Source organism: Polymorphum gilvum SL003B-26A1 (assembly GCF_000192745.1).
GTDB lineage: Bacteria > Pseudomonadota > Alphaproteobacteria > Rhizobiales > Stappiaceae > Polymorphum > Polymorphum gilvum.
Window position 1 is genome coordinate 3628604 of record NC_015259.1, and the last position, 20685, is coordinate 3649288.

Consider the following 20685-nt stretch of genomic DNA (forward strand, 5'->3'; position numbering starts at 1 on the left):
CACAATAGTCGGCACCAGATGGCCTGTCAAGAACGGGAGATTTCAACTCAAGCAATTGATTTCAAATGACTATTACTTTGATCGACGCGGCAACCCACAACCTTGGTCGCATTGTCGCGAGCGCATCGCAGCATGAACCGCGGCCAATCACACCGCCTCGCGGAATCGCTCAGCCGTCTCCAGATCGACCGAAACGAGCTGCGACACCCCCCGCTCGGCCATTGTCACGCCGAACAGACGGTTCATCCGCGCCATGGTGATCGGATTGTGCGTGATGACGACGAAACGCGTGTCGGTACGCCGGGCCATTTCGTCGAGCAGGTCGCAGTAGCGCTCGACATTGGCGTCATCGAGCGGCGCGTCGACCTCGTCGAGCACGCAGATCGGCGCCGGATTGGTGAGAAACACGGCGAAGATCAGCGCCATGGCCGTCAGTGCCTGCTCGCCACCGGACAGAAGCGTCATGGTCTGAGGTTTCTTGCCCGGCGGCCGGGCGATGATCTCGAGCCCGGCATCGAGCGGGTCGTCGGAATCGACCAGCTGCAATTCGGCGGTGCCGCCGCCGAACAGGTGGGTGAACAGGCGCTGGAAATGGTCGTTGACGACCACGAAGGAACTGAGCAGGCGCTCGCGGGCCTCTCGGTTCAGGTTGGAGATTCCGGTGCGCAGGCGCCGGATCGCCTCGACGAGGTCGTCCCGCTCGCGCACAAGCGTCGTGCGCTGCTCGTCGATGTCGCGCAATTCGTCGTCGGCGCGCAGGTTGACGCCGCCGAGGCGCTCGCGCTCGGCCTTCAGCCGCTCAAGCTTGCGTTCCATGCCATCGGGATCCGGCAGCGGCGCGCCGTCCTTGAGGCCTGCCAGTACGGTCAGTTCGGCGAGAGGCACCTCGAGCGTCTCGCCGATGCGCGCCTCGACCTCCTTCACCCGCTGCCGTGCGCCCTCGACCCGCTCCTCGGCGCGGATGCGCGCCTCGCGAGCCTGCGCCAGGGCGTCCTGCGCCTCGCGGGCGATGCGATCGACCCCCGACAGCGCCGATTCGGCCTTCAGCAGTTCGTCGTCGGCGGCCTTGCGCGCCTCCTCCGCGCGGGCAATCTCGGAAAACAGGCTGCGGCGCCTCGCCTCGATGTCCTCAGGCGCCTCGACAAGCTCCAGGCGCTCGTCCTCGGCCTCCTGCCGGCGCTGCCTCAGGATCTCGATCTGTCGAGCCGCATTGGCGGCGCGCGTGCGCCAGCTGTCATATTCGCGCGCGATCGCCTCCAGCCGGCGGTCGCGCATCTGCCTTTCCCGAGACAGCCCCTCAGACAGGGCCCGGGCTTCCGCAAGTGCGGTACGCGCGACCGCGACCTCGTCCTGCAGCCGGGCGATGTCCTCGCCGAGGCCGGCGGCATCGGGCGCCTCTTCCAGGCGCGCCTCCGCCTCCATCAGTGCTTCGCACGCCTCGCCGGCCTCCTCGGCAAGATGCGATGCCTGCTGTTCGGCGGCGGCGAGGCGCGCGGACAGTTGCGACAGCGCCCGCTCGGCGGCGGCGAGCGCGTCACGGGCGTCGGCGAGCGCCTTCTGGCGGTCACGCAGCCGCTGGCGCGCCGCCTGTTCCCGCTCGACGGCCTGCCGGACCGCGTCGGCAGCGGCCTGCAGGCCGGCCTGGCGCAGGTCGACCTCGCGGCGCGCGCCTTCGATGCGATCGGCAAGTTCGGCCAGGCGGTTCTTCTGGGCGAGCCGCTGGGCGGCCGGCGTCGGCGCATCCGCAGCCACGACGAAGCCGTCCCAGCGCCAAAGGTCGCCATCGCGCGACACCAGGCGCTGGCCGGGTTTCAGCAGCGCCTGCAGACGCGGGCCTTCGGCGCGCTCGACGAGGCCGATCTGCGCCAGCCGGCGCGCGAGGGCCGGCGGCGCGCCGACCTTGGCCGCCATCGGCACTGCACCGGCCGGCAAGGCGGGATCTCCGGACGCCTCGGCAGTCCCGCCCCAGCGCACCGGCGCGCCCGGATCGAGGGACGCGTCCAGGTCCTCGCCGAGGGCCGCGCCGAGGGCCGTTTCGAAGCCAGGCGCCACGGTTACCGCATCGACCACCGGCGGCCATTCCCCGGCGCTGGAGACGTTGAGGACCTGTTCCAGGGTACGCGCCTCGGTCTCCAGGCTCGACAGGACGCGTTCGGCTTCGGCAAGCGGAACGCGCGCGGCCTGCTCGGCCTCCCGAGCGCTTCGCGTCACCTCTTCGGCGCCTTCCCCAGCCTCCTCGGCCTCCAGCAGCGTGGCCTCGGCCAGTTCGACCGACTCCACCCGCTGCGCAATGCCGTCGGCGGCATCCATTTCGGCCCGCAGGGCGGCATGAACGGCCGCAGCCTCGCCGGCCTGGACGGTCAGGCGCTCGGCGCGCAGGCGAGCTTCCGCGACGGCGCGCTCCATCTGCTGGCGCAGGGCAGCGGCACGGGCCTGGGCCCGGGTGCGTTCGCCCAGGGCCTCCTCAAGTGCGTCAACCTTCGACTGGGCGTCCTCGACCCGCTCGCGCGCGAGTTCCGCGCGCTCGGCGACGGTCTCGTTCTCCTCGACGAGTTCCGCGCGCTCCTCGGCAAGGCGCTCCAGTACCTCGTCGTTTTCCGCCACCATGCGGTCCTCGCGGGCGATGTCCTCGGCGAGCTGGCCGAGCCGGCGGTCGAGATCGAGCAGGCGTTCGCGGATGCGCCGGTCTTCGGCATCGAGCTCGTTGCGGGCGATCACCAGCCGCTGCAGGAGCGCCCCCGCGCGTGCGGCCGCATCGCGAATTTCCGGCAGTTTGTGGGCCGTGATCGCCTGGGTCCTGGCCGCCTCGGCCTGCGCGGCGGCGGCCGCAGCGACATCCTTCTGCGCCTGCTCGTACTGCCGTTCGGCATCGGCCAGGGCGGCACGCGCATCGGTCCAGCGCAGGTAGAGGATGGCGGCTTCCGCGGAGCGGATCTCGGCAGACAGATTGCGGTAGCGCGCGGCCTGGCGCGACTGGCGCCGCAGACTGTCAAGCTGGGCGTCGATCTGGACCAGCACGTCCTCGAGACGATCCAGGTTCTGCTCGGCGGCACGCAGCCGGATCTCGGCCTCGTGGCGACGGCTATGCAGACCCGAAATGCCCGCCGCCTCTTCCAGGATCTGGCGCCGGGACGTCGGCTTGGCGGAAATCAATTCACCGATCTGGCCCTGGCGCACCATCGCGGGCGAGCGGGCGCCGGTGGAGGCGTCGGCGAAGAGGAGCTGGACGTCGCGCGCCCGCACCTCTTTGGCATTGATCCTGTAGATCGAACCGGCCTCGCGCTCGATCCGGCGGCTGACCTCGAGAAGGTCGGTCTCGTTGAACCCACTCGGGGCGCGGCGTTCGGAATTGTCGAGGTAGAGCGTCACCTCGGCGGTATTGCGGGCCGGCCGGTTCAGGCTGCCGGAAAAGATCACGTCGTCCATGCCGGACGCGCGCATGTTTTTGTAGGAGTTCTCGCCCATGACCCAGCGCAGGGCCTCGACGAGGTTCGACTTGCCACAGCCGTTCGGGCCGACGACGCCGGTCAGTCCGTCGCCGATGATGAATTCCATCGGCTCGACGAAGGACTTGAAGCCGACCACGCGCAGCTTGTTGAACTTCACGGGCCGGCCCTCCGGGAGCGGGCGATCACGGCCGAGACAGCATGCGGGCGCAGGCCGCGCGCACGCTTGTCGCGCCGGGCGGCGTCAGAGGTGCTTGTCGATGAGCTCGGCCATCTGCTCAACCGTCAGAGCTCCGCTTTTCTTCTCGCCGTTGACAAAGAACGTCGGAGTCGAGTTCACCTTGAACTCGCTCGCCGCGCGATCCCGCACGGCATTGACTCCGTCCAGCACGTCCTGGTTTGTCAAGCATGCCTCGAAGGCTTCCTGTGTAAAGCCGACCTGCTTGGCGAAATTCAGCAGGGAATTGTACGGATCGTTCGAATAGGCCCAGGATCGCTGGTCCTCGAACAGCGCGTCGATGATGTCGAAATACTTTTCCTCCGGCGCGCAGCGGGCGAGCATGAAGGCCGCCGTGGCCACCGGGTCGAGCGGAAATTCGCGAAAGATGAAACGTACCTTACCGGTGTCGACGTAGTCCTTCTTCAGCACCGGATAGGTCGTCTTGTGGAAGGTCGCACAGTGGCCGCAGGTCATCGATGCGTATTCCACGATCGTCACAGGCGCATCATCGGCGCCGAGGATCTTGTCGCCGAGCGGCCCCGCCTCCATCAGCTTGTCCATGCCGTAGGTCTCGGCGAGGGCCGCCAGCGGGACGGTGGCGAGCGCGGCGCCCAACGCTGTGAAGGACGCGGCCTGGAGGAACTGTCTACGGGAAAAGGTCACGGCGTTTTCCTGTTGTCTGTCTATCGTTCGATCTGATGTGCCCGGTCCGGCCCATCGCGTCAACCGACCATAGCAGTCTCCGGCAATTGTGGCGGCAGTGGGATCTGCGGAGCCCCGGCGCGGAGCGCCTCCGGACGGCGTCAGGCAGGAGGCCGCGTCAATCTTTCCTGGGGCCGGCCCCACATCGCGCGATTACCTGCGTACCGAGGTTTTCTAGGGCCTGGCGCAGTCCGTCGTGCTCCACGCCCTCCAGCCGCCCCTGCAGCCGGCGCCGCTCCGAGTCGGTCAGCGCGCGCAGCGGCGCCGGACCCTTGCGCCGCCGGACGATAACGGGCTTTTGAACGATGCGGATGCGTGCAACCGCCGCCCAGCCGAAATAGGTGTTGATGCGTTCGATGACCTGCGCGATCTCGTGGCTGAGCAGGAGGGCGGTCGCCCCGTCGGTGTGAACGACCAGTGTCGCGGGCTCCGGCACCAGACTGCCGTAACGCTCCTGAGGCCGCGGCCAGATCATCCGGTCGGGCTGAACCCGCTCGCCGTAGCGATCGCCGACGATATCGGGCCAGCAGGCGATCAGGTCTGCGGTCGCGAAGCCACGCTTGCGGCAAGCGGGCTCCATCGCCTTGCCGATCAGGTCGGCAAGCGGTTGCGACTGGGGCACGAATGCCGGGCGGGACGTCCGTTCGCTGCTCATGCGTTGTTTCCGACCCTCGGACAGCCGATCATCTTGCGGTACCTCGACCCATACCGTTAAACCGATTTGCGACCAAATGAAGACGGCAGGTTCAGGAACCCATGTAATGGCGACCTCGGCCCACGCTTTCCCCTGGTTCGCTCCTTCGTTCCCACCGTGCTCTGCCGCGACCTCCTGCCGATGATTGCTCTCCCTTCCGCCGCTGATCTGCTCGACTGGTACGACCGCCACGCCCGGGACCTGCCGTGGCGGATCGCGCCGGACGACCGGCGCGCCGGCATCGTGCCGGATCCCTATCACGTCTGGCTGTCGGAAATCATGCTGCAGCAGACTACGGTCGCGGCGGTCAGGGACTACTACCGGGCCTTCCTGGCGCGATGGCCGAACGTGGAGGCTCTTGCCGCCGCCGATCTCGACGACGTGCTCAGGGCCTGGGCCGGTCTCGGCTACTATTCCCGCGCCCGCAACCTGAAAGCCTGCGCCGAAATGGTGGCGCGCGACCACGGCGGCCGGTTTCCCGACAGCGAGGACGCGCTGCGCGCCCTGCCTGGTATCGGCGCCTACACCGCAGCCGCCATCGCCGCCATCGCCTTCGACGCGCGAGCCGCCGTGGTCGACGGCAATGTCGAGCGGGTCATGGCGCGCCTGTTCCGGATCGAAACGCCGCTGCCGGACGCCAAGCCCGAGATCCGGGCGGCGATGGACCGGCTCACTCCGGCCGACCGACCCGGAGATTTCGCCCAAGCCGTGATGGACCTCGGCGCAACGCTCTGCACGCCCAGGCGTCCGGCCTGTGCGCTGTGTCCGTGGTCGCAGGCCTGCGCCGGACGACACGCAGGCGTCGCCGAAACGCTGCCTCTGAAGGCGCCGAAAAAGGCCAAGCCGACCCGCAGGGGGGCGGCCTTCGTTGCGCGGCGGAGCGCTGACGGCGCCATCCTGCTGCGCAAGCGGCCCGCAAAGGGGCTGCTCGGTGGCATGGCGGAAGTGCCCGGAACGCCGTGGTCGGAGACGTTCGACCCCTCATCCGCTGCCGGCCTCGCGCCCTTTCCCGCTGGATGGCGGGTACAGCCGGCTCCGGTGCGGCATATTTTCACCCACTTCCACCTGGAACTGTCGGTGCTGGTCGCCGACCTGGCCGAACCGCTTCCCCTGCCCGATGCGCACTGGTGGTCGGCGCCGGGCGAGTTGGCCGGCGAGGCGCTGCCCACGGTCATGCGCAAGGTGGTCGCGGCGGGCACCGGCTGAGCGCTGCGGGTTCCGCCGCAGCGCGCGGTTTTCGCTGACGCGTTCGGGGCGACAAGAATCCTGTTGCTTTTTGCCGCGCGCCGGTGCTGATGCCGATCCTCGCATCCTGTCGATCGGTGAGTGATTGGCATGTTCACCCATTTCGTCCCCAGGCTTTTCACCAGCGCCGAAGCCGCCGACATCGTCCGGCTCGCCGAACAGGGCCGCCAGAACCACGGCGGACTGGTCGGCGGGGTCCAGCATCACGCCATCCGTCGTGCCGGCATCACCTGGCTGGACGACCAGGGCCCGGCTTCCTGGGTCATGGAGCGCATCGTGCGCGGCATCGCAGACGCCAACCGGGAGGCGTTCCAATTCGACATAACCGAGTTCAGGGAACGCCTGCAGGTCGCCAGCTACGACGAAAGCGACGAGGGTCACTACGACTGGCATTCCGACATCGGTGACGGTCCGATCGCGCGGCAGCGGAAGCTGACGATCGTCGTGCAACTGTCCGAACCAGAGAGCTATGAAGGCGGCGCCCTTGAGATCAATCTCGGCAGCGCCATCCAGCCAGCGCCGCGCGGCGTCGGCAGCGCGACGCTGTTCGCCAGTTTCATGCCGCACCGGGTCACGCCGGTGACCAGGGGGCGGCGGATCTCGCTGACCTGCTGGTGCCACGGACCCCGATTCCGCTGATCGTCGCCGACGGGAGCCTGCCCGTGGCGAGGAAAAAGACGGGGGAACCGGACCGGTTCCCCCGCCAAGGTCTCCTGGGGGAGGGAGACTATTCGGCGGCCGCGACCCGGGGCGCGGTTTCCCGAGCCGCGAAGTGCTTGGCGTTCAGCCGCAGCACCAGCCAGACCGAGGCGGCCTGGAGGACGAGCGCAACCGCGGTGATCGCCCAGTAGGCGGGCGAGAACTTGGCCAGCAGCCCGACCTCGACCAGGCCCTTGTTGAGGTAGAACTGCAGCAGCACGGACAGCGCGACGCCCGGGCAGACCAGGGCATAGGAGCCTGGGGACCGCAGGTCGCCCCAGACGTAGCGGGCGAAGTAGCCCAGTCGGCGCAGCACCACATAGCCGAACAGGCCGAACAGAACCTGGACCGCGACCATATTGGTCAGCATCGTGAAGCTCTCCGCGGCGCCGGCATGATCGGCGAAATGGACATGCAAGCCGTGCGACTGGCGCAGCATGGCGATCGACAGCACGGTCATGATCGGGATGGCGACCCACAGCGTCGGCGCGGCCTCCTCGTTGGCGCCGTGTTCCATCATCGAGCGGAAGCCCAGGAACAGGGCGACCGCGCCGAGGATGACCGCCGACACCATGAAGAAGCTGGAGGCGATGTAGCTTATGCCGGCGGTCAGCGGCGTGACGCTCATCGAGGCAGGGGCCGACAGGCCGACGGCGACCATCGACAGCGCGAAGGCCGGCAGCATTTGGGAGAAACTGTTGTTGCGCGCGCAGTCGAAGCCGCCCTTGGTCAGCACGCGGCCAAAGAAGTCACCGAGCAGGAGGAAGGCGTAGCCCCCGACCGCAAGGAAGGCGACCATTGCCAGCGGGAACAGGTATTCGACGACGCTCCACAGGCGCGGCACGAACACGAGACCGAGGATGAAGCCGACGTTGATGGCCATGGCCAGCGTCAGCGGAACGGCAAGCAGTTGGGTCTCGGCGTTGCCGGAGCGCAATGCCGAGTAGGCGACCGTGCGGCGGAACCCGGCATATTCGCGCAGATTCCAGATCAGCAGCCGGATGTGCAGGACGGCGAAGAACGCGATGCCGGCATAGGCCAGGCCGATCATCGCCTTCACGCCCAGGCCGCCGGCCGCAAAGGCAGCCGCGATGTCCTCGAACACCGGCACGCTCTGTCCCGGATGCGGTATCCAGAACATCAGGTAGAGAAAGAAGGTCACTGCAAGTCCGCCGGCGCCCAGCGCGGCGAGGAAATAGAGCGGCGTGTAACGCTCGCTCATTGCGGGCAATCGAAACGGCATGACAACACCTCATTGATTTCATTTTATTGAATATAATAGACGCGGAGCCGCCGCCAAATGATATCGATCAAGCTTGGTGCGGTGCGACGCCGCAGCCGTGCAGGGGACATCTCCGACACCGAGAAAAGGCGCGGATATCCACGCCTTCGCCGATCTGCCTCTGGACGAAGAACGTAGAATCATTCTAAACTACTATCAAAGTTTCCATCCTGGGCTCATCAAAAACCCATCCCAAGCAGTGAGCGAGACGCGCAATGAAAGGCAATCAGAAGGTCATCGACCGGCTCAACGAAGCCCTGTTCCTCGAACTCGGGGCGATCAACCAGTACTGGCTGCACTACCGCCTTCTGGACGACTGGGGTTATACGCGCCTGGCCAAGAAGGAGCGTGCCGAATCGATCGAGGAGATGGAGCACGCCGACAAGATCACGTCGCGCATCATCTTCCTGGAAGGTCACCCGAACATGCAGAAGCTCGCCCCGCTGCGGATCGGCCAGAACATCAAGGAAGTGCTGGAATGCGACCTGGCGGGCGAATATGACGCGCGCGCGTCCTATTCCAAGTCGCGCGAGATCTGCCGCGAGGAAGGCGACTACGTCTCCATGCACCTGTTCGAGGAGCTGCTGGAGGACGAGGAAGGCCACATCGACTTCCTCGAAACCCAGCTCGAACTGCTGGACAAGATCGGCGTCGAACGCTACGGCCTACTTCAGGCCGCGCCCGCCAACGAAGTCGAATAATCAGACAAGCACGAACCCCATCCCACCATCGAAACGCGCGGTCGCAAGCCGCGCGTCAGCTTGTTGACAAACTTGCAGCCTCTCCGGTGTCCCTCCGGCCAAGCGGAGCGCGAGCCAGAACCGGAGAGTCACGGTCAACGATTTCAATAAAGTGACCGGGAGGCCCCGGCTCACCGATCCCGCATCTGCGCTTCTCTGCGTACGGGATGACGCGTTTAGAGGGGGGGTCAGCAGTCTGACGGCGGCCAGGACCGTGCGTTTTCCTGCCTGCTCCGGCGGCCCCACTCACTGGAACGCCGTTTCGGCGAAACTCCTCAGCTTGCGCGAATGCAGCCGCTCGTGCGGCATGGCGCGCAGCTTCTCCATCGCCCTGATACCGATCTCCAGGTGCTGGCCGACCTGCCGCTTGTAGAAGTCGGTCGCCATGCCGGGCAGCTTGAGTTCGCCGTGCAGCGGCTTGTCAGAGACGCACAGCAGGGTGCCGTAGGGCACGCGGAAGCGGAAGCCGTTAGCAGCGATCGTTGCCGATTCCATGTCGAGCGCGATGGCGCGCGACTGCGAGAATCGCTGCACCAGGCCGCGCTGGTCCCACAGTTCCCAGTTGCGGTTGTCGATCGAGGCGACCGTTCCGGTGCGCATGACCCGCTTGAGATCGTAGCCGTCCAGGCCGGTCACTTCCGCGACCGCGTCCTCCAGCGCCACCTGGACTTCGGCCAGCGGCGGGATCGGCACCCAGGTCGGCAGGTCCTGGTTCAGCACGTTGTCCTCGCGCACGTAGCCATGGGCGAGCACGTAGTCGCCGAGCGTCTGGCTGTTCCTCAGCCCCGCGCAATGGCCGAGCATCAGCCAGGCATGCGGGCGCAGGACCGCGATGTGGTCGGTGATGGTCTTGGCGTTCGACGGTCCGACACCGATGTTGACCAGCGTAATGCCGCTGCTGTCCGCACGCTTGAGATGGTAGGCCGGCATCTGCGGCAGCTTGGCCGGCGCCGTACCCGAGATGGGCGCCGCCGCACCTGCCGGCGTGACGACGTTGCCGGGCGTGACGAAGGCCTCGTAGCCGATCGCCGGGCCGGCCAGCACGGATTCGGCCAAGCGGCAGAACTCGTCGATGTAGAACTGATAATTGGTGAACAGCACGTAGTTCTGGAAATGCTCGGCGGCGGTCGCCGTGTAATGCTGCAGGCGGTGCAGCGAATAGTCGACCCTGGGTGCGGTGAACGGCGCCAGCGGCATGATGCCGTCGACCGGCTCGTAGGTGCCGTTGGCGATGGCATCGTCCATGAGCGTCAGGTCTGGAAGGTCGAACGTATCGGCGAGCGGACGGTCGAGGCTCGCCGCCGCCGCCCCTTCCACATGGGTGCCGTCGTAAAAGGCGAAATGCAGCGGGATCGGCGTGTCGCTGTCGCCGATCAGGACCGGTACGTCGTGGTTGCGCATCAGAAGCGACAGCTGCTCGGTGTAGTAGCGACGGAACAGGTCCGGCCTCGTGACCGTCGCGGCATGAATGCCAGGGCCGGAGACGAAACCGTAGGCAAGGCGGCTGTCGAGCCGGGCGTGGCTTTCGGTCACCAGCCGGATCTGGGGATAGAAGGCCCTGATCCGGCCCTCTGGAGGACGGCCGTCGACCAGGTTCTGGAATGCCTCGCGGATGAATGCGGTGTTGCGCTCAAACAAGCCGATCAGGCGCTCCACCGCCTTGTCGGCATCGCGGAACGGCTCGAGCGAAGCGGCGGGAGCCAGGGTAACGGCGCGTGGGGCGGCAAAGGGATTCGGGCGGGAATAGTCGATCAAATCGGTTCTCCTTGTTCTTGTAATTAACCGGACAGAATCCTGACGCGGGGACCGGACGTCAAGGATGATGGCCGCCATTTGTGAAATTATTTTCATCGTCCGCGTAAATTTTCAACGTACTGTGGCGTGGCACCGCCACCGTCGGACCATTGCGGCCGCCGGGCACAGTGGACTAGTGTGGCGGCAGGACGGGGGATGCCATGCGGTCATTTCACGACATCCGCGCCATGGCGGCGGCCAACAAGGGCGGCGAGGCCGCGCTTTCGGCGCTGCTCGGCGAGACGCAGCCCAGAACCGAAGCGGAACTTGCCGCCATCGGCGACGACCGCTGGCTGGCCATGTTCACCCGCTGCATCTTCCAGGCCGGCTTCAACTGGAAGGTGATCGACGCGAAGTGGCCGGGCTTCGAAGAGGCGTTCGAGGGCTTCGACCCGGCGCGCATCGCACATTGGCCCGACGAGCGGCTGGATGCGCTCGCGTCTGACGCCCGCGTCGTGCGCAACGCCGCCAAGATCCATTCGGTGCGCGACAACGCCCTGTTCCTGCGCGACCTCGCCCGGAACGGCGGCAGCGCGTCGGCCGTGCTCGCCGCCTGGCCCGCAAGCGACCAGATCGGCCTGATGGACCTTCTCAAGACCAGGGGCAGCCGGCTGGGCGGCAACACTGGCCAGTATGCCCTGCGCTTCATGGGCAAGGAGAGTTTCATCCTCTCCGCCTCGGTCCTGGCGGCGCTCCGGCGCGAGGGCATCGTCGACGGGACGTCCTTGTCGAAAAAGTCGCTCGCCGCCATCCAGGGAGCCTTTAACCAATGGAAGGCCGAATCCGGCGCCAGCCTGACCGAGATCAGCAGAATTCTGGCCTTTTCCCATAGCGACCCCGATTAACTTCTCGTAAAGCATTTACTACAGTAAACAAACTATTGAATCAGAACAAAAAATTACCCTCTGAACTTAACCGCTGATTTACCAAACCGGGTAACCATGAGCCTCGAAATTGCGTGAGGTTTTGCGTCGCAATGACTGTTCTGCGTACCGGGGTGCCTTTCGGGGCACCCCAGAAGACTCAAGACGATCTCGTCCGGCCGGCCTGGCTGAACACGATCCTCAAGGGCGACTGCGTGGCCGCCCTGGAGAAGCTGCCGTCCAGGTCCGTCGACCTGGTTTTCGCCGATCCGCCCTATAATCTCCAGCTCGGCGGCGACCTGCACCGGCCAGACCAGTCGCGGGTCGACGCCTGCGACGACGCCTGGGACCAGTTCGACAGCTTCGAGGCCTATGACGCCTTTACCCGCGCCTGGCTGCTGGCGGTCAGGCGGGTGCTGAAGAAGGACGGCTCGATCTGGGTCATCGGCTCCTATCACAACATCTTCCGCGTCGGAGCGATCCTGCAGGATCTCGGCTTCTGGATCCTCAACGACGTCGTCTGGGTGAAGTCGAACCCGATGCCGAACTTCCGCGGCAAGCGGCTGACCAACGCCCATGAGACGATGATCTGGGCCGCGCCCTCGAAGGACGCCCGCTACACCTTCAACTATGACGCCCTCAAGGCGTTCAACGACGACCTGCAGATGCGCTCCGACTGGCACCTGCCGCTGTGCACCGGCGCCGAGCGTCTGAAAGACGGCGGCGGCCAGAAGGTCCATCCGACGCAGAAGCCTGAGGCCCTGCTCTACCGCGTGCTTACCGCCTCCTCCAAGCCCGACGACATCGTGCTCGACCCCTTCTTCGGTACCGGCACGACCGGGGCCGTCGCCCGCAAGCTCGGTCGCAACTTCGTCGGCGTCGAACGTGAACAGGCCTATATCGACGCCGCGACGGCGCGCATCGCAGCCGTCGAGCCGGCGAGCGGCGCCTGCCTGGACATGCAGAAGGGCAAGCGCGCCGAGCCGCGCATCCCGTTCGGCTCGCTGCTCGAAGCAGGACTGCTCCAGCCCGGCGCAACGCTGACCTGTTCAAAAGGACGCCACAAGGCGATCGTACGCGCCGACGGCTCGCTGGCGAGCGCCGATCATACCGGCTCGATCCACAAGGTCGGCGCGCTGGTGCAGGGGGCGGACGCCTGCAACGGCTGGACCTTCTGGCACATCGAGGAAGACGGCACACGCGCGCCGATCGATGCGCTTCGACAGATCATCCGATCCCGCCTGCGGCCATAAGCAGGACGGACCTTCGCGTTTCCCCGCGAGCACCCTGCGCCCCCGACCACACCGGCCGGGGGCGTCTTTGTGTCGACAGGGCCGTTCAGCGGAACGCCACCACAGCCTTGCGCCGCCTGCCGGCGGCCAGGGTCAGCCGGCCGTCGGTCAGATCCGCGGCCGTCACCGTCCGGCGCGGATCTGCGACTGTCTCGCCGTTGAGCCGCAATCCGCCGCCCTCGATCAGCCGCCTGGCCGCGCCGTTGCTGGCGGCAAGGCCGACCTCGACCAGAAGGTCGAGCAGGCCGAGGCCGGCGGCAAGGCGGGCGCAGTCCGCCTCGTGGGTCGGCCGGGCGCTGGCCTCGCCGCCGGCAAACAGCGCCTCGCCCTGTTCCAGCGCGGCGCCGGCAGCGGCCGGGCCATGGACCACTCCAGTGGCCTGGGTGGCGAGGATCTTCTTTGCCTCGTTGAGCTCCACGCCTTCCAGAACGGCGAGCCGCCCGACCTCGCTCATCGGCAAATCCGTAAACAGACGCAGGCACTTGCCGACGTCGGCGTCGGCCGTGTTGCGCCAGAACTGCCAGAAGGCAAAGGGCGACAGGTGGTCGGGATGCAGCCAGACGGCGCCGGCGGCGGTCTTGCCCATCTTGGCGCCGCCGGCCGTGGTGACCAGCGGCACGGTGAGCCCGAACAGCCGCCGGCCATCGGTCTTGCGGGCCAGTTCGACGCCGTTGACGATGTTGCCCCACTGGTCCGAGCCGCCGACCTGCAGCCGGCACTCATGACGACGTGAAAGTTCAAGGAAATCAACCGCCTGCAGCATCATGTAGCAGAATTCGAGCACGGTCAACGGCTGCTGGGCGTCGAGGCGCGAGCGGACGCTATCGAAGGTGATCATCCGGTTGACGGTGAACTGGGTGCCGTAGTCGCGCAGGAATTCCAGGAAGCGGAACTCGGTCAGCCACTCGGCATTGTCGACCAGACGCGCGCCCTCGCTGTCGTCGAGGTCGAGCACGCCCTCGATGGAGCGGCGGATTCCGGCAATGTTTTCCGTCACCTGCGCCTCGGTGAGCAGCGGTCGCGCGTCGTTCCGGAAGCTCGGATCGCCGACCAGCGAGGTGCCTCCGCCGAGCACGACGAGCGGCCTGTGGCCGAGCTTCTGCAGCCAGCGCAGGGTCATCAGCGGCACCAGGTGGCCGACGTGGAGGCTTGCCGCGGTGGCGTCGAAACCGGCGTAGGCGGTGACAGGACCTGCGGCGAAGGCGGCATCGAGCGCCTCCAGATCGGTACATTGGTGGACCAGACCGCGATCCACAAGCACTTGAAGTGCCTCGGATTTCAGACGGCTGGCGGATGCGCTTCGGGCATGGACGGTCATTTCTGGATCTCCTTTGCCGCGACAGGAGAGCCTTGAAACGAACAAGCCGCCTGACGCGGCGGCTTTTGGTCATTCGGTACTGTCAGGGATGAACAAGATCGAACGCGGGCCGCCTAAGAGTGCGTCGCGTAATAATAAAATCCGGCGGAGGGGGCGGACATCCTGATCATGGGCGCAGTGATGCGCCAGGGGGAGCGCGCTGTCAAGAGCGGTCCGTCAGCCGACGCCGAGCGCGCCCTCGCCGCGGTCGAGAATCAACGGCACGATAAGGTCCTCCTCGTCGTCGAGGTGTCGGACAAGTCCGCGCAGCAGCAGGCCGCCGTCGTCGGCATAGGCGTCGGCAGCGCGCCGGACGCGGTCCCGATCGATGCCGCCGAGGGCTGCGAGCAGGTCATTGGCCCGTCCGACAACCCTCTGGATTCGCTCGTGAATCAACTCGTGATCGGCTTCCAGAAGGTCGAAGCCCGCCGCCAGCCGGCGCTCGGCGGCGGCGAAGACCGGGAAATAGTGGTGGTCCTCGATCATGTGATGGTGGTGCAGCTCGGTGAGGAAATGTTGCAGCCTCGGGGCGAAGAAGGTGGCGAAGGAGCGGGCCTCCAGGCGGCCCTCGCGGAAGCCGGCAAGGGCGTCGTCGAGGACGGTGCCGAGATCGCGGAAACCCTGGTGGCGGGCGAGCCAGAAGTCGGCCATGGGACCCAGATTCGGGTGCCCGCGCCAGCCGCTACGCGGATGATTTTCCAAAAGAAATAGCCATTCCGCGGGCAGTCCGCCGCGGCTGTCGAGATGCGTCTTGTCGGTCATGCAGGCCCTTCCTCGCCGCCGGTCAGCGACTCCGACTTCCCTCCGACCTCCCTCCGACTTCCCTCCGGAGAGGTGCCGAAGATCCGCCGGAGACCTGCCGGTCCCTTGTCGCGACATAGCGCGACGGCGCCGATCGGCAACGGGCCGCGCTTGCGACCGTACCGAACCGGCCGGAACGCCCGGCTTCCATCGGCTGCGCGCCCTCTCGCCCCAAGGGGGAGAGGGCCGGAGGGTGCGGCAGGCGCCGGCAAGTCCGCCGGAGGACGCGCTGCCCTCTCCTACTCGACCGCCTGCGGCGAGACCTCGGCCGGAGCCGGAGGCGTCCAGGTCAGCACCGGGGCGCGGGCGGCACGGGTTTCGTCGAGGCGCCGGCGGGGGGCGAGGTAGGGCGCGCCGGTGAAGCGCTCCGTCTCGCCGCGCTTGGCCGACATGACCAGGTCGCGCAGGGTGGCGACGAACAGGTCGAGCGCGGCGCGGCTCTCGGACTCGGTCGGCTCGATCAGCATGGCGCCGTGGACGACCAGCGGGAAATACATGGTCATCGGGTGGTAGCCCTCGTCGATCATCGCCTTGGCGAAATCGAGCGTGGTGACGCCGGTGTCCTTCAGGAACGTGTCGTCGAACAGCACCTCGTGCATGCAGGGCCGCTCGCCGAACGGCAGGCTCATCAGGTCCTGCAGGCCGACGCGGACGTAGTTGGCGTTGAGCACCGCGTCCTCGGACGCCTGCTTCAGGCCGTCGGCGCCGTGGCTGAGCATGTAGGCGAGCGCGCGCACGAACATGCCCATCTGGCCGTGAAAGGCGGTCATGCGGCCGAACGGACGTTCGCCGGGCTCAAGACCCGCCTCGGTCTCGACCAGCACCGGCCCGTCCGCGGTCTTGCGCACGAAGGGCAGCGGCGAAAACGGCGCCAGGCGCTGCGACAGCACCACCGGGCCGGAGCCCGGGCCGCCGCCGCCGTGCGGCGTCGAGAAGGTCTTGTGCAGGTTGATGTGCATGGCGTCGATGCCGAGATCGCCGGGGCGCGCCTTGCCGACGATGGCGTTGAAGTTGGCGCCGTCGCAGTAGAAATAGGCGTCCGTCGCATGGATCGCCTCGGCGATCGCGACGATGTCGCGCTCGAACAGGCCGCAGGTGTTGGGGTTGGTCAGCATGATCGCGGCGACATCGCCGGCATGGGCGGCGATCGCCGCGCGCACCGCCGCGACGTCGACCGTGCCGTCGTCGCGGGCGTCGACGGCGACGACCCGGTAGCCGAGCAGGGCGGCGGTCGCCGGGTTGGTGCCGTGGGCGCTGTCGGGCACCAGCACGATCTTCGGATCGCGGCCGGCGGCAGTGTGCGCGGCCTTGATCGCCATCATGCCGCACAGTTCGCCGTGGGCGCCGGCCTTGGGGCTCAGGGCGATGGCGGCGGTACCGGTCAGTTCCATCAGCCAGTCGCCGAGTTCGGCGAGCAGCTCGACCGCGCCCCTGACGGTGGACAGCGGCTGCAGCGGATGGATGTCGCCGAAGCCCGGCAGCCGCGCCATCTTCTCGTTGAGGCGCGGGTTGTGCTTCATGGTGCAGGAGCCTAGCGGATAGAGGCCCGAGTCGATGGCGTAGTTGTTGCGCGACAGGCGCACGTAGTGGCGCATCGCCTCCGGTTCGGCGAGGCCGGGCAGACCGATCGGTGCGCTACGGGCATGAGCGCCGAGCTCGGGGGCGAACTCTGCCGGCTCGTCGAGGTCGACGCCGGTGGTGTCGGTGCGGCCGATCTCGAAGATCAGCGGCTCCTCCATGTCGAGGCCGCGGTTGCCGGTGAAGGTCTTCGGGCGGAACGAGGTCTCGGGTTCGCCGGGCGCGGTCGGACGGCCCTGGGTGTTCATGGTCATGCCAGCACCTCCCTGAGGGCCGCCGCGAAGGCGGCACGGTCTTCATCGGTATTGATTTCGGTCGAGGCGACAACGAGAAGGTTCGCAAGGTCCTTGTTGCGCGGCTCCAGCCGCGACACCGGCACGCCGGCGAGGATGCCGCGGTCGGCGAGCGCCTCGACGACGTGATCGGCGACCTTCGGCAGGGCGACGGCGAACTCGTTGAAGAAAGCGGAATTCAGCACCTCGACGCCAGGCACGGCGGCAAGCAGTTTCTTGAGCTTGACCGCATTGGCGTGGTTGATGCGCGCGAGCCGGGTCAGCCCGGCCTCGCCCAGCAGTGTCATGTGGATGGTGAAGGCGAGCGCGCACAGGCCGGAATTGGTGCAGATGTTGGACGTCGCCTTCTCGCGGCGGATGTGCTGCTCGCGGGTCGACAGCGTCAGCACGAAGCCGCGGCGGCCTTCCGCGTCGACCGTCTCGCCGCACAGGCGGCCGGGCATCTGGCGGACGTATTTCTGGCGCGTGGCGAACAGCCCGACATAGGGCCCGCCGAAAGTGAGGCCGTTGCCGAGCGACTGGCCCTCGCCGACGACGATGTCGGCGCCCTGCGCGCCCGGCGGCTCGATCAGACCGAGCGAGACGACCTCAGTGAAGACGGCGATCAGCAGCGCACCGTGGGCATGCGCCTTCTCGGCGATGGGTTTGAGGTCGATCAGCTGGCCGTAGAAGGACGGGCTCTGCACGACGACGCAGGAGGTGTCGTCGTCGATGCGCGACAGGATGTCCTCGGTGCCGGTCGGGTCGGCCGGCAGCGCGACGACCGTGTCGTCGGCCATGCCCGACAGGCCCTCGACGACGGCGCGGTATTGGGGATGCAGGCCACCGGACAGCACCGCCTTGGTGCGCCGGGTGACCCGGTGCGCCATCAGCACCGCCTCGCCGGTGCCGGTCGAGCCGTCGTACATGGAAGCGTTGGCGACGTCCATCGCCGTCAATCGCGCCACCTGGGTCTGGAACTCGAACAAGTACTGCAGCGTGCCTTGCGTGATCTCCGGCTGGTAGGGCGTGTAGGAGGTCAGGAACTCGGAGCGCTGGATCAGGTGGTCGACCGTTGCCGGCACGTGGTGGCGGTAGGCGCCGGCGCCGACGAAGAACGGTACCGAGCCGGCGGCGACGTTCTTCGCTGCCAGACGCGACAGGTGCCGCTCGACCTCCAGCTCGCCCTTGCGGCGCGGCAGGTCGACCAGGCCCTTGAGGCGCGCGGCCTCGGGGATGTCGGCGAACAGTTCGTCGATCGAGCCGACGCCGATGCGCGCCAGCATGTCGGCGCGGTCGGTGTCGGTGAGCGGTAGGTAGCGCATGACGCGGCTCCTGGTCGTTGTCATTTGTTCCAAGAGGGGTTGGCAGACCGCCACCCCCTCAATTCGTCATCCCGGGCGAGCTTCGTGAGACCCGGGATCGGCGGGCCGTAGCCCTATCGGTCTTCACCGGATCTCCGCTTGCGCTTCCTCCGGGATGGCGGTCGAGGGGCGAGGCCGCTTCCGTCTTCCGTTTCCCGCCCATCCTCAGGAGGATCGAAGATCCGTCTCGAAGAATGGGCGATCCGCTCCGGCCCCTGGCCATCCTTCGAAACGCCGTTCCGCGGCTCCTCGGTGTGACATCCCGCGGGACTAAGGAGCCACCACCGTCACCGGCGCCGCCTCGACCGCGATGTCGCATTTCACCGAATTGGCGATGAAGCACAGCTCGTGCGCCTTTTCGTGCAGCGCCTCGAGAAGGGCCGGATCGGGGGCGGCGTCCGCCTGGAGCGTCAGGGCCGGCCTGAGCGTCACCTTGGTGATCGCCATCCGTTTCGGCGCGATCCGCTCCATCAGCGCTTCGGCCCTGTCCTCGTAGGCCACTACGCGCACCCCTTCCCGGCGGGCGATGTCGATGAAGGTGAGCATGTGGCAGGAGGAGACGGCGGCGACGAAGGCCTCTTCCGGATCGACCGCAGCCGCCACCGAATGCGGCAGCGGCACGACCGAGGGCGACGCCGACGCGGGCACCTCGATGCCGCCGTCGAACCGCCACAGATGCCCGCGGGAATAGCGGCCCTTGTCGAGCTCGCCCTTGAGGCTCCAGACGACTTCGGCGGTGTAGAGGTGCCCGGCCATGATCACAGCGTCTCGACGTAGGCCTTGTAGGCGGCCTCGTCCATGAGCGCGGCGAACTGGCCGGCGTCGACGACCTTGAGCCGGACGAACCAGGCCGCGCCTTCCGGATCCTCGTTGACCTTGCCCGGCTCGTCGACGAGCGCCCCGTTGGTCTCGGCCACCTCGCCGTCGATCGGCGCGTAGACCTCGCTGGCCGCCTTGACGGATTCGACCACGGCGGCTTCCTCGCCCTGCTTCAGCGCCTTGCCGACCTCGGGCAGCTCGACATAGACGACGTCGCCGAGCTGGCTCTGGGCGTAGTCGGTGATGCCGACGGTGGCCATGTCGCCGTCGACCTTGATCCACTCGTGGTCCTTGGAAAAGTAGGTGCTCATTCGGTTCGGTCTCCGGAAGGGGTGTTCGGGTTCAAATCAGCGGTGATAGCGGTGCGGCACGAAGGGCATGGCGACCACGGTCGCCGGCAGTTCCTTGCCGCGCACGACGAGGGCGAGTTCGGTGCCCGGGACGGCATGGCCGGCGGCGACATAGCCCATGGCGACGGGGGCGCCAAGGCTCGGTGCGAAGCCCCCGGAGGTGACGACCCCGACGATCGGCCCACCGGGCAGGCGGATCTCCGCCCCCTCGCGCGCCGGCGCCCGGCCGTCGAGCCTGAGGCCGACGCGCTTGCGCCCCGTCCCGCCGGCCAGTTCGCCCAGGATGCGCCCGGAGCCGGGAAAGCCGCCCTCGACGCGCCGGCGCTTCTGCAGCACGAAGGCGATGTCGGCCTCGACCGGCGAGGTGGTCTCGTCGAGGTCGTGGCCATAGAGACACAGGCCCGCCTCCAGGCGCAGGCTGTCGCGGGCGCCGAGGCCGACGGGCCGCACGCGCTCGTCGGCGAGCAGCGCACGCACGATCGCCTCGGCGGCGCCGGCCGGCACCGACATCTCAACGCCGTCCTCGCCGGTATAGCCGGAGCGCGAGACGTGGCAGGCGATGCCGTCGAACTCCATCGGCGCGGCGGTCATGAAGGCGAGCCGGGCGGCGTCCGGGGCGTGGGCGGCGACGGCGGCGACGGCCTTAGGCCCCTGCACGGCGATCAGCGCGCGGTCCTCGATCACTTCCAGACGCACGGCATCGGGCAGGCCGGCGCGCAGCAGCGCATAGTCGACGTCCTTGCGGGAGGCGTTGACGACCAGGAACAGGCGGCCGTCGTCGTCCTCGGCGACCGGACGCGTCACCATCAGGTCGTCGACGATGCCGCCCTCGGCATTGAGCAGCACCGTGTAGCGCTGGCGACCGCGGCCGAGCTCGACCACGTTGGAGGGCACGAAGGCCTCCAGGGCGCGCGCGGTCGTCTCGTGGTCGGGCCCGACCAGCCAGGCCTGGCCCATGTGCGACACGTCGAACAGGCCGGCCTTGCCGCGGGTGTGGAGATGTTCGGCGAGAATGCCGGCGGGATACTGGACCGGCATGGCATAGCCCGCGAAGGGCACCATGCGCGCTCCAAGCTCGACATGCAGGTCGTGAAGCGGAGTCTGCATCAGCTCCGCGGAGACATCGGCATCAGCCATTCGTTCCGGTCCTCGGCATCAGTGGCGACA

General features: G+C 67.5%; 17 protein-coding genes. 5 read left to right on the forward strand and 12 right to left on the reverse strand.

Going from position 1 to position 20685, the window contains the following annotated elements:
* Positions 1 to 147 precede the first annotated feature (147 nt).
* The 3 genes from SL003B_RS16970 to SL003B_RS16980 all read right to left on the reverse strand — a co-directional run bounded on the left by SL003B_RS16970 (position 148) and on the right by SL003B_RS16980 (position 5023).
* Entirely contained in the window at positions 148 to 3606 is a 3459-nt protein-coding gene (locus SL003B_RS16970) for an AAA family ATPase (RefSeq protein ID WP_013654094.1), read from the reverse strand.
* Between the two features lie 84 nt (positions 3607 to 3690).
* The gene (locus SL003B_RS16975) at positions 3691 to 4329 is read right to left on the reverse strand and encodes a DsbA family protein (RefSeq protein WP_013654095.1); all 639 of its coding nucleotides are present in this window, start codon (positions 4327 to 4329) and stop codon (positions 3691 to 3693) included.
* A gap of 157 nt (positions 4330 to 4486) precedes the next feature.
* Entirely contained in the window at positions 4487 to 5023 is a 537-nt protein-coding gene (locus SL003B_RS16980) for a DUF721 domain-containing protein (RefSeq protein ID WP_013654096.1), read from the reverse strand.
* Between the two features lie 180 nt (positions 5024 to 5203).
* On the opposite strand from SL003B_RS16980, the gene mutY reads away from it, so the two are divergent.
* Together mutY and SL003B_RS16990 are read left to right on the forward strand one after the other, a co-directional pair.
* Positions 5204 to 6268 (forward strand): A/G-specific adenine glycosylase, encoded by a 1065-nt coding sequence (mutY, locus tag SL003B_RS16985; RefSeq protein ID WP_041375607.1) that lies wholly within the window; start codon positions 5204 to 5206, stop codon positions 6266 to 6268.
* Between the two features lie 129 nt (positions 6269 to 6397).
* Positions 6398 to 6946, forward strand: a complete 549-nt coding sequence (locus SL003B_RS16990; protein ID WP_013654098.1) for a 2OG-Fe(II) oxygenase — start codon at positions 6398 to 6400, stop codon at positions 6944 to 6946.
* 88 nt (positions 6947 to 7034) lie between these two features.
* On the opposite strand, the gene SL003B_RS16995 is transcribed toward SL003B_RS16990, so the two are convergent.
* On the reverse strand, positions 7035 to 8228 hold the full coding sequence (locus tag SL003B_RS16995) for a TsoY family (seleno)protein (RefSeq protein WP_242390268.1): 1194 nt from the start codon (positions 8226 to 8228) through the stop codon (positions 7035 to 7037).
* Positions 8229 to 8503: 275 nt separating this feature from the next.
* On the opposite strand from SL003B_RS16995, the gene bfr reads away from it, so the two are divergent.
* Positions 8504 to 8989: a bacterioferritin gene (bfr, locus tag SL003B_RS17000; RefSeq protein ID WP_013654100.1), complete on the forward strand. Its 486-nt coding sequence runs from the start codon at positions 8504 to 8506 to the stop codon at positions 8987 to 8989.
* A gap of 285 nt (positions 8990 to 9274) precedes the next feature.
* On the opposite strand, the gene SL003B_RS17005 is transcribed toward bfr, so the two are convergent.
* Positions 9275 to 10783, reverse strand: a complete 1509-nt coding sequence (locus SL003B_RS17005) for an AMP nucleosidase (protein WP_013654101.1) — start codon at positions 10781 to 10783, stop codon at positions 9275 to 9277.
* A gap of 200 nt (positions 10784 to 10983) precedes the next feature.
* On the opposite strand from SL003B_RS17005, the gene SL003B_RS17010 reads away from it, so the two are divergent.
* Both SL003B_RS17010 and SL003B_RS17015 read left to right on the forward strand, forming a co-directional pair.
* On the forward strand, positions 10984 to 11667 hold the full coding sequence (locus SL003B_RS17010; RefSeq protein WP_013654102.1) for a DNA-3-methyladenine glycosylase I: 684 nt from the start codon (positions 10984 to 10986) through the stop codon (positions 11665 to 11667).
* Positions 11668 to 11798: 131 nt separating this feature from the next.
* Complete coding sequence (locus SL003B_RS17015; protein WP_013654103.1) at positions 11799 to 12938, forward strand: site-specific DNA-methyltransferase; 1140 nt, start codon at positions 11799 to 11801, stop codon at positions 12936 to 12938.
* 85 nt (positions 12939 to 13023) lie between these two features.
* Here SL003B_RS17015 and tyrS read toward each other — a convergent pair whose 3' ends face one another.
* The 7 genes from tyrS to gcvT all read right to left on the reverse strand — a co-directional run bounded on the left by tyrS (position 13024) and on the right by gcvT (position 20655).
* Complete coding sequence (tyrS, locus tag SL003B_RS17020; RefSeq protein ID WP_013654104.1) at positions 13024 to 14295, reverse strand: tyrosine--tRNA ligase; 1272 nt, start codon at positions 14293 to 14295, stop codon at positions 13024 to 13026.
* 216 nt (positions 14296 to 14511) lie between these two features.
* Positions 14512 to 15096, reverse strand: a complete 585-nt coding sequence (locus SL003B_RS17025; RefSeq protein ID WP_013654105.1) for a hemerythrin domain-containing protein — start codon at positions 15094 to 15096, stop codon at positions 14512 to 14514.
* A gap of 278 nt (positions 15097 to 15374) precedes the next feature.
* Positions 15375 to 16967: an aminomethyl-transferring glycine dehydrogenase subunit GcvPB gene (gene gcvPB, locus SL003B_RS17030; RefSeq protein ID WP_013654106.1), complete on the reverse strand. Its 1593-nt coding sequence runs from the start codon at positions 16965 to 16967 to the stop codon at positions 15375 to 15377.
* Entirely contained in the window at positions 16964 to 18310 is a 1347-nt protein-coding gene (gcvPA, locus tag SL003B_RS17035; RefSeq protein WP_013654107.1) for an aminomethyl-transferring glycine dehydrogenase subunit GcvPA, read from the reverse strand. Before gcvPA ends, gcvPB begins: the two co-directional genes overlap by 4 nt.
* A gap of 309 nt (positions 18311 to 18619) precedes the next feature.
* Positions 18620 to 19105 (reverse strand): OsmC family protein, encoded by a 486-nt coding sequence (locus SL003B_RS17040; RefSeq protein ID WP_041375608.1) that lies wholly within the window; start codon positions 19103 to 19105, stop codon positions 18620 to 18622.
* Positions 19106 to 19107: 2 nt separating this feature from the next.
* Complete coding sequence (gene gcvH / locus SL003B_RS17045) at positions 19108 to 19479, reverse strand: glycine cleavage system protein GcvH (protein ID WP_013654109.1); 372 nt, start codon at positions 19477 to 19479, stop codon at positions 19108 to 19110.
* 36 nt (positions 19480 to 19515) lie between these two features.
* The gene (gene gcvT / locus SL003B_RS17050) at positions 19516 to 20655 is read right to left on the reverse strand and encodes a glycine cleavage system aminomethyltransferase GcvT (RefSeq protein WP_013654110.1); all 1140 of its coding nucleotides are present in this window, start codon (positions 20653 to 20655) and stop codon (positions 19516 to 19518) included.
* Positions 20656 to 20685 lie beyond the last annotated feature (30 nt).